Below are 5,610 nucleotides of genomic sequence, written 5' to 3' on the forward strand. Positions count from 1 at the left end.
TATCATCATTAATATTAATATTATTATATATGTATTAAATAATTTTAGTAATAGTGAAACAGCTACAGTAATATTCAATATAATTTATGGTATCTATTTTACAGCTATTATTTACATCTTTATAAATGCGCTTGCTGCGATTAAAGTAAACAGTATGGATGCAAGGAAAACAGGTGTAAAGAGTGAACTTATAAATGTTGGTCTTAAAATTATTAACTTTATTATTATACTTATAGGCGTACTGATTGTGCTTTATTTGGGTGGAGTTGATTTAACAGCAGTTCTTTCAGGTCTAGGAATAGGTGGTTTTGCAGTTGCATTTGCTGCAAAAGATACAATATCAAATTTCTTTGGAACACTCTCTGTTCTTTTTAGTGAGGTCTTTTCTCAGGGAGATTGGATAGAAATAAATGGTAAAGAGGGTGTTGTTGTTGAGATAGGTCTTCGAGTAACAACTCTGCGTACATTTGATAATGCGCTTATAGCAATTCCAAATGGAACTTTTGCTGCAAAAGATATTAAGAACTGGAACAAAAGAAAACTTGGACGACGCATTAAAATGTCTCTTGGTGTGAAGTATGATTCTAAAAAAGAGAATATTGTAAACGCAGTCAATGAGATAAGAGAGATGCTTGTACTGCATCCTGATATTGCAAGTAAAAATACAAAATATGAATATAAAGATTTTCGTCGTTCTGCCAAATTAGTCTCTAGGGAGGATTTACAAGGGATTAAAAAGACACTTTTGGTTTATCTTGATGCATTTGATTCTTCAAGTATCAATATTTTAGTTTACTGTTTTACTAAATCTGTAGATTGGGAAGATTGGCTAAAAACAAAACAGGATGTTATGGAAAAAATTATGGATATATTTGAGAAAAATTCTCTTGAGTTTGCGTTTCCATCACTCTCTATTTATAATGAAACGCAAAGTGGTAAAAAAGAGATTACAGAAGATTTTGACTAATATAGAGCCACCCTTGCCAGAGTGCAGCTGAAGAGATACCAGCTGCAAAACCTGCTATGATGTCATCACCCATAACACCAATACCCCCTGGAGCTTCTCTATCTATTCGTCCAATTATAGATGGTTTTGTGATGTCAAAATATCTAAAAAGTACAAATGATAAGAGAGACTCTATTAAAAAACCATTGCTTAGAGTAAGCACTTGATTTGATGCAACAGAGATTGCAGGGGCAATGCTAAGAGCAAACCACATTCCTGCAAGTTCATCAATTACAATTCTTTGGTCATCATGATTGCCTGTCTCTTGTTCATACTGGTTTATGACTTTTATGGCGATAACAGAGATAAGTAGAGCCGCTAAAAAAAGTGTTGTTGTATCGAAGTAGATTAAAATTGCCATACCAATAGGGAGTGAGACAAGTGTACCCATTGTACCAGGTGCCTTTGGCGATAGACCACTATAACCTAAAGTTAAAAAAAGCCAGTTCATATATCTGTTTCCTTATGTAAGTGAAGTTGTTTGGTAGAGTTTCATAAGCTCTAAGTAAAAATCTTTTTCTGTATGCTCTTCTAGTAGACCTTTTACTGGAAAGGTGTCATAGTAGAGTTTTTCGACATTTTTAAATCTGTTAGGAAAAAGTTTTGAGAGTAAAAATGCTGAAATCTCTTTTCTCATTAAAACAGCGGGAGGCAAAAGTCCTGCTTCTAAAAGCTCAAGAATTGAGTCTGCATGGTAAGAGATCTGATGGTGTTGTCCATGTGGGCAAGTATTTTTGCTGACAAGTGTTTTACACTCATCACAGTAGACATATTCACTTGCTACTTTTATATCAATATTAATTCCTGTCACTTTGTCAATGATGGACTTATTTGAATTACAATCATAAAACATACCTAAACCCGCATGGTTCCTTCCAATAGTAAGTCTGTCACAACCATAGTTTTTTGCAACAATGGCATCAATGATAATCTCATTATAACCAGCAAAAATATAGCTATTTTCAAGTGGAATAATAATGACTCTGTTTTTTGGTAAAAAGTTGTTTATAAAATACTCTAAAGCCTCTTTTCTTACTTCATATTGTAAGTTTGCACTATTATAAGGTTTGAGTAAAAAAATTACAAGCAGGTCTGTATCTTCAAGACTCTGTCGAATAAGTCTTTCATGTGCACGATGTAGTGGATTTGCCCCCATCATTAGAGAGCTTGTATGTTTGGCATCAATAAGCTTTTTAGCAGCTTCAATTTTTAGTTTGTTTTGATTTTTTGTTTTATGAAAGATTGTGTATTTGCCACTAATAGCCCATTTTCCAATTCTTTTAATAGTAGCCATAACCCCAGGATGCGTTAAATCATCTGTTCCATATATATGTTTTACTCTCTCTTTTGGATCTATCTGGAAGGTGTCGTTTACAACAAGTGTTGCAAATACCTCACCATCACATATAATAGTTACCTCTTCTTCTTTTTTTAGAGATGCAATGACCTCTTCATTTTTTTTACCAGAAGGCGCGAGTATAAAAGGAAAGGGGAATGATTGCCCATTTATAAGTCCCGTTTGTAAGACTTCAAGAGACTCTGCCTCACTCATAAGTTTTGTTACAGGAGAGAGCAGACCCTCTTTTACAAGTTCTAAGACAGAAGCTGCCTCTTTATCAATAAAAAGAGTTTTATTTTTTCTTGATGATGTCATATTTTTTTCTTTTTTCCCATAAACTTTTACGGCTGATGCCTAGTTTTTTGGAAAGCTCCGTATCGGGATATTTGTCTTGATAATTAAGAACAATAAATTTTACATAATCCTCAATAGGAAGAATTTCTCCTTTGTCAAAAACATTTTTTTCACTTTCAATCTCTATAACTCTAAACGCAACATCTTCAATTTTATCGCTACTTGAAATAATGGCTTTTTTACCTTCTAACAGAGTACAGAATTTTTGTTTGTCAGCTTTTTTGAGAGCTTGGTAGTCAATAATATAGGCAATAGAATTTTGTGGAAGATTTTCAATTTCTGCTAATGCCTTTGAGCTACTAAGGGAAATAAAGTGAATAGGTAAATCTTGTGATTTAGCATATTCATAGGCAAAAGCATCACTATATTTTTGAAAACTTGATGAGATGAAAAGGGGTAGTTCAATATTTTCAATAGACTGCTTATGTTCAACACTTGAAAAATTATATTCAAGGTACTTTTCATAGGCTTCATTTCTCTTTTTAAGCTTCTCATAGTCTTGGTAATGGTCTATTTTTCTTATAAGCTCTTCTATCATAAATGGTTTGAGAATATAATCTTTTGCACCTGCTGCAAGAGGTTTTGAAACTGTATCATTACTAATATAGGAAACCATTAAAATAACTATAGAGTGCTTGAAAGTCTCTATAACAGGATTGAAATCTTGTCCATTAATATTTGTTGAGAGTAGCACTACATCGTAGTTTTGTCCTCTAATGGCATCTTTTGTCGATGTACACATTTCACAGTTATGACCGAGTTCGCCAAGTTTTGTTGCAATACTTTGTGCTAAATATACTTCGTTTTCTATAATTAATATCTTCATTTTATCCTATCATTTTCCAGTTAAAATATTTTAAATTGGCATTGGCAATTACACCAACACCCTCTTTTCGTCCAATAAATCCAAGTTTTTCTGTTGTTGTTGCTTTAACATTGACTCTTGCTTTGTCTATACGAAGAATATCTGCAATAACTCTTCTCATAGCATCTTTATATAAGGATAATCGTGGTTTTTGTGCAGCAATTGTAATGTCTGTGTTTACAATAATAAAACCATAATTGTAAAGTTTTTCTACAACCCTAGCAAGTAACTCTTTTGAATCAATACCTTTATAAGTATCATCATTGTCAGGAAAAAGCATACCAATGTCGCCCATTCCCGCAGCACCTAAAAGTGCATCTATAAGTGCGTGAAGTGCTACATCACCATCACTATGTGCTTTAAATCCATAATCAACATCAATTTTAAGACCACCAAGATACATCTCACCCTTATCATCAAAGGCATGCACATCAAAGCCATTCCCACTAAAAATGTCATTTGATGGTGCTTGAAGGCATGGCAGTTTATTTAAGTCATGAACAAAAGTGATTTTATGAGCATCTTCATCACCTAAAACATACCCCCGACTGCCACCATTTGCAACAATGGCACTACTCTCATCTGTAAATTCCTCAGTAGTTTGGAGTGCAGATTTTAGAACTGTTGTTTTTGAGAGTTGTGGAGTCTGTATTCGTTTTACTTTTTCTCTATCTATAGTGGCGTTTTCATATACTACAGTATCGGTTACTTTAAGATAAGGAACAATGCAGTCATAATTTGATTTTTCATCTATTATGCGTTGGAAGAGTGTTTCACTTATACACGCTCTTGCTACATCACTTACAAGTACATAAGAACTCTCTACGAATTTTAGTGCATTTTTAAGAGATTGTTGTCTTGTGTTCCCACCCTCTACTAGAGTGTAGTCTGTATAGTTTTGCATAAAAGCAATATCATCCGATGAGGAAACTATAATAATCTGTGAAAATCGCTGCGTTTGATTGAAGCTATCTGCTACAAATTGCCACAATGGTTTATAATCTATGCGTAACCACTGTTTTTTAACACCCATATCAAAACGATTAGAGCTTCCCGCTGCTAATAAAACAAGAGTTAAATCTGACAATAAGGCTCCTCTACTTAAAAAGTGTTACGAAATTATACACTTAGAAAGCTTTTTTTTATCTTGATTGTGTAAATTAGTCACTTTGAATTTCAAATACTGCATAAAGAATCTTATCAATTATGCTACTTTATATTAGATTAACTTTATTTGATTATATTTCCATCATATAAATATAAAAAATTGAGGAGAAACTATGAGATCTTCATGGGTACAAGAGCGTGAAAATGATACTGTGCGAACACAGATGTATTACGCTAAAGAGGGCATAATTACACAAGAGATGGAATATGTCGCAAAAATAGAAGATTTATCTCCTGAACTAGTTCGTAGTGAGATAGCTCGTGGTAGATTGATAATACCGGCGAATGTAAATCATACTTCATTAGAGCCAATGGCTATAGGGATTGCAAGTAAATGTAAAATCAATGCAAATATTGGTTCTTCTGCAATTGCTTCTGATGTTATGGGTGAAGTTGAAAAGATGGAAGTCTCTCAACACTATAAAGCAGATACTGCAATGGATTTAAGTACAGGTGGTGATTTGGATGAGATTAGAAGAGCAGTTATTAATGCTTCAAAAATTCCAATTGGTACGGTGCCAATTTATCAAATTTTACATGATGTAAATAACAAAATAGAAGATTTAACTATTGAAGTTATGCTTGAAGTTCTTGAGAGACAAGCAAAACAGGGTGTTTCTTACTTTACAATTCATGCTGGTTTCTTACTAGAGACGATGCCAAAAGTTGCAAAACGAAAAATGGGTATAGTTTCTCGTGGTGGTTCATTGATGGCTGCATGGATGATGCATTACCATAGAGAAAATCCTTTCTACTCTGCATTTGACGATATTTTGGATATTTGTGCAAAATATGATGTAAGTCTTTCACTTGGCGATTCGCTTCGTCCGGGTTGTCTTGCTGATGCTTCTGATGATGCGCAACTTGGTGAGCTTAAAG

The 5,610-nt window shown here is 33.7% G+C and carries 6 protein-coding genes; 2 read left to right on the forward strand and 4 right to left on the reverse strand.

Translation table 11 applies throughout. The features are described from left to right. The coding region (locus MVY38_RS01435; RefSeq protein ID WP_297482682.1) for a mechanosensitive ion channel family protein at positions 1-967 on the forward strand (967 nt) is incomplete at its 5' end. Here the strand turns inward: MVY38_RS01435 and MVY38_RS01440 are convergent. From MVY38_RS01440 to MVY38_RS01455, 4 genes are read right to left on the reverse strand one after another with little or no spacing between them, the layout of a single operon-like run. Next, on the reverse strand, positions 948-1,457 hold the full coding sequence (locus MVY38_RS01440; RefSeq protein ID WP_297482686.1) for a phosphatidylglycerophosphatase A: 510 nt from the start codon (positions 1,455-1,457) through the stop codon (positions 948-950). The two genes, MVY38_RS01435 and MVY38_RS01440, sit on opposite strands and share 20 nt — an antisense overlap. A gap of 12 nt (positions 1,458-1,469) precedes the next feature. Next, entirely contained in the window at positions 1,470-2,660 is a 1,191-nt protein-coding gene (locus MVY38_RS01445; RefSeq protein ID WP_297482688.1) for a sulfate adenylyltransferase, read from the reverse strand. After that, positions 2,638-3,525, reverse strand: a complete 888-nt coding sequence (locus MVY38_RS01450; protein ID WP_297482691.1) for a response regulator — start codon at positions 3,523-3,525, stop codon at positions 2,638-2,640. The genes MVY38_RS01445 and MVY38_RS01450 overlap by 23 nt, the downstream gene beginning before the upstream one ends. A 1-nt stretch (position 3,526) precedes the next feature. Next, positions 3,527-4,651, reverse strand: coding sequence for a bifunctional 2-C-methyl-D-erythritol 4-phosphate cytidylyltransferase/2-C-methyl-D-erythritol 2,4-cyclodiphosphate synthase (locus MVY38_RS01455; RefSeq protein ID WP_297482694.1), 1,125 nt, complete (start codon positions 4,649-4,651; stop codon positions 3,527-3,529). A 193-nt stretch (positions 4,652-4,844) separates the two neighbouring features. Between MVY38_RS01455 and MVY38_RS01460 the strand changes: the two genes are divergently transcribed. Continuing rightward, positions 4,845-5,610, forward strand: a 766-nt coding sequence (locus MVY38_RS01460) for a phosphomethylpyrimidine synthase ThiC (protein ID WP_297482697.1), incomplete at its 3' end; no start/stop codon positions are given.

Source organism: Sulfurimonas sp., from assembly GCF_027056685.1.
Lineage (GTDB): Bacteria > Campylobacterota > Campylobacteria > Campylobacterales > Sulfurimonadaceae > Sulfurimonas.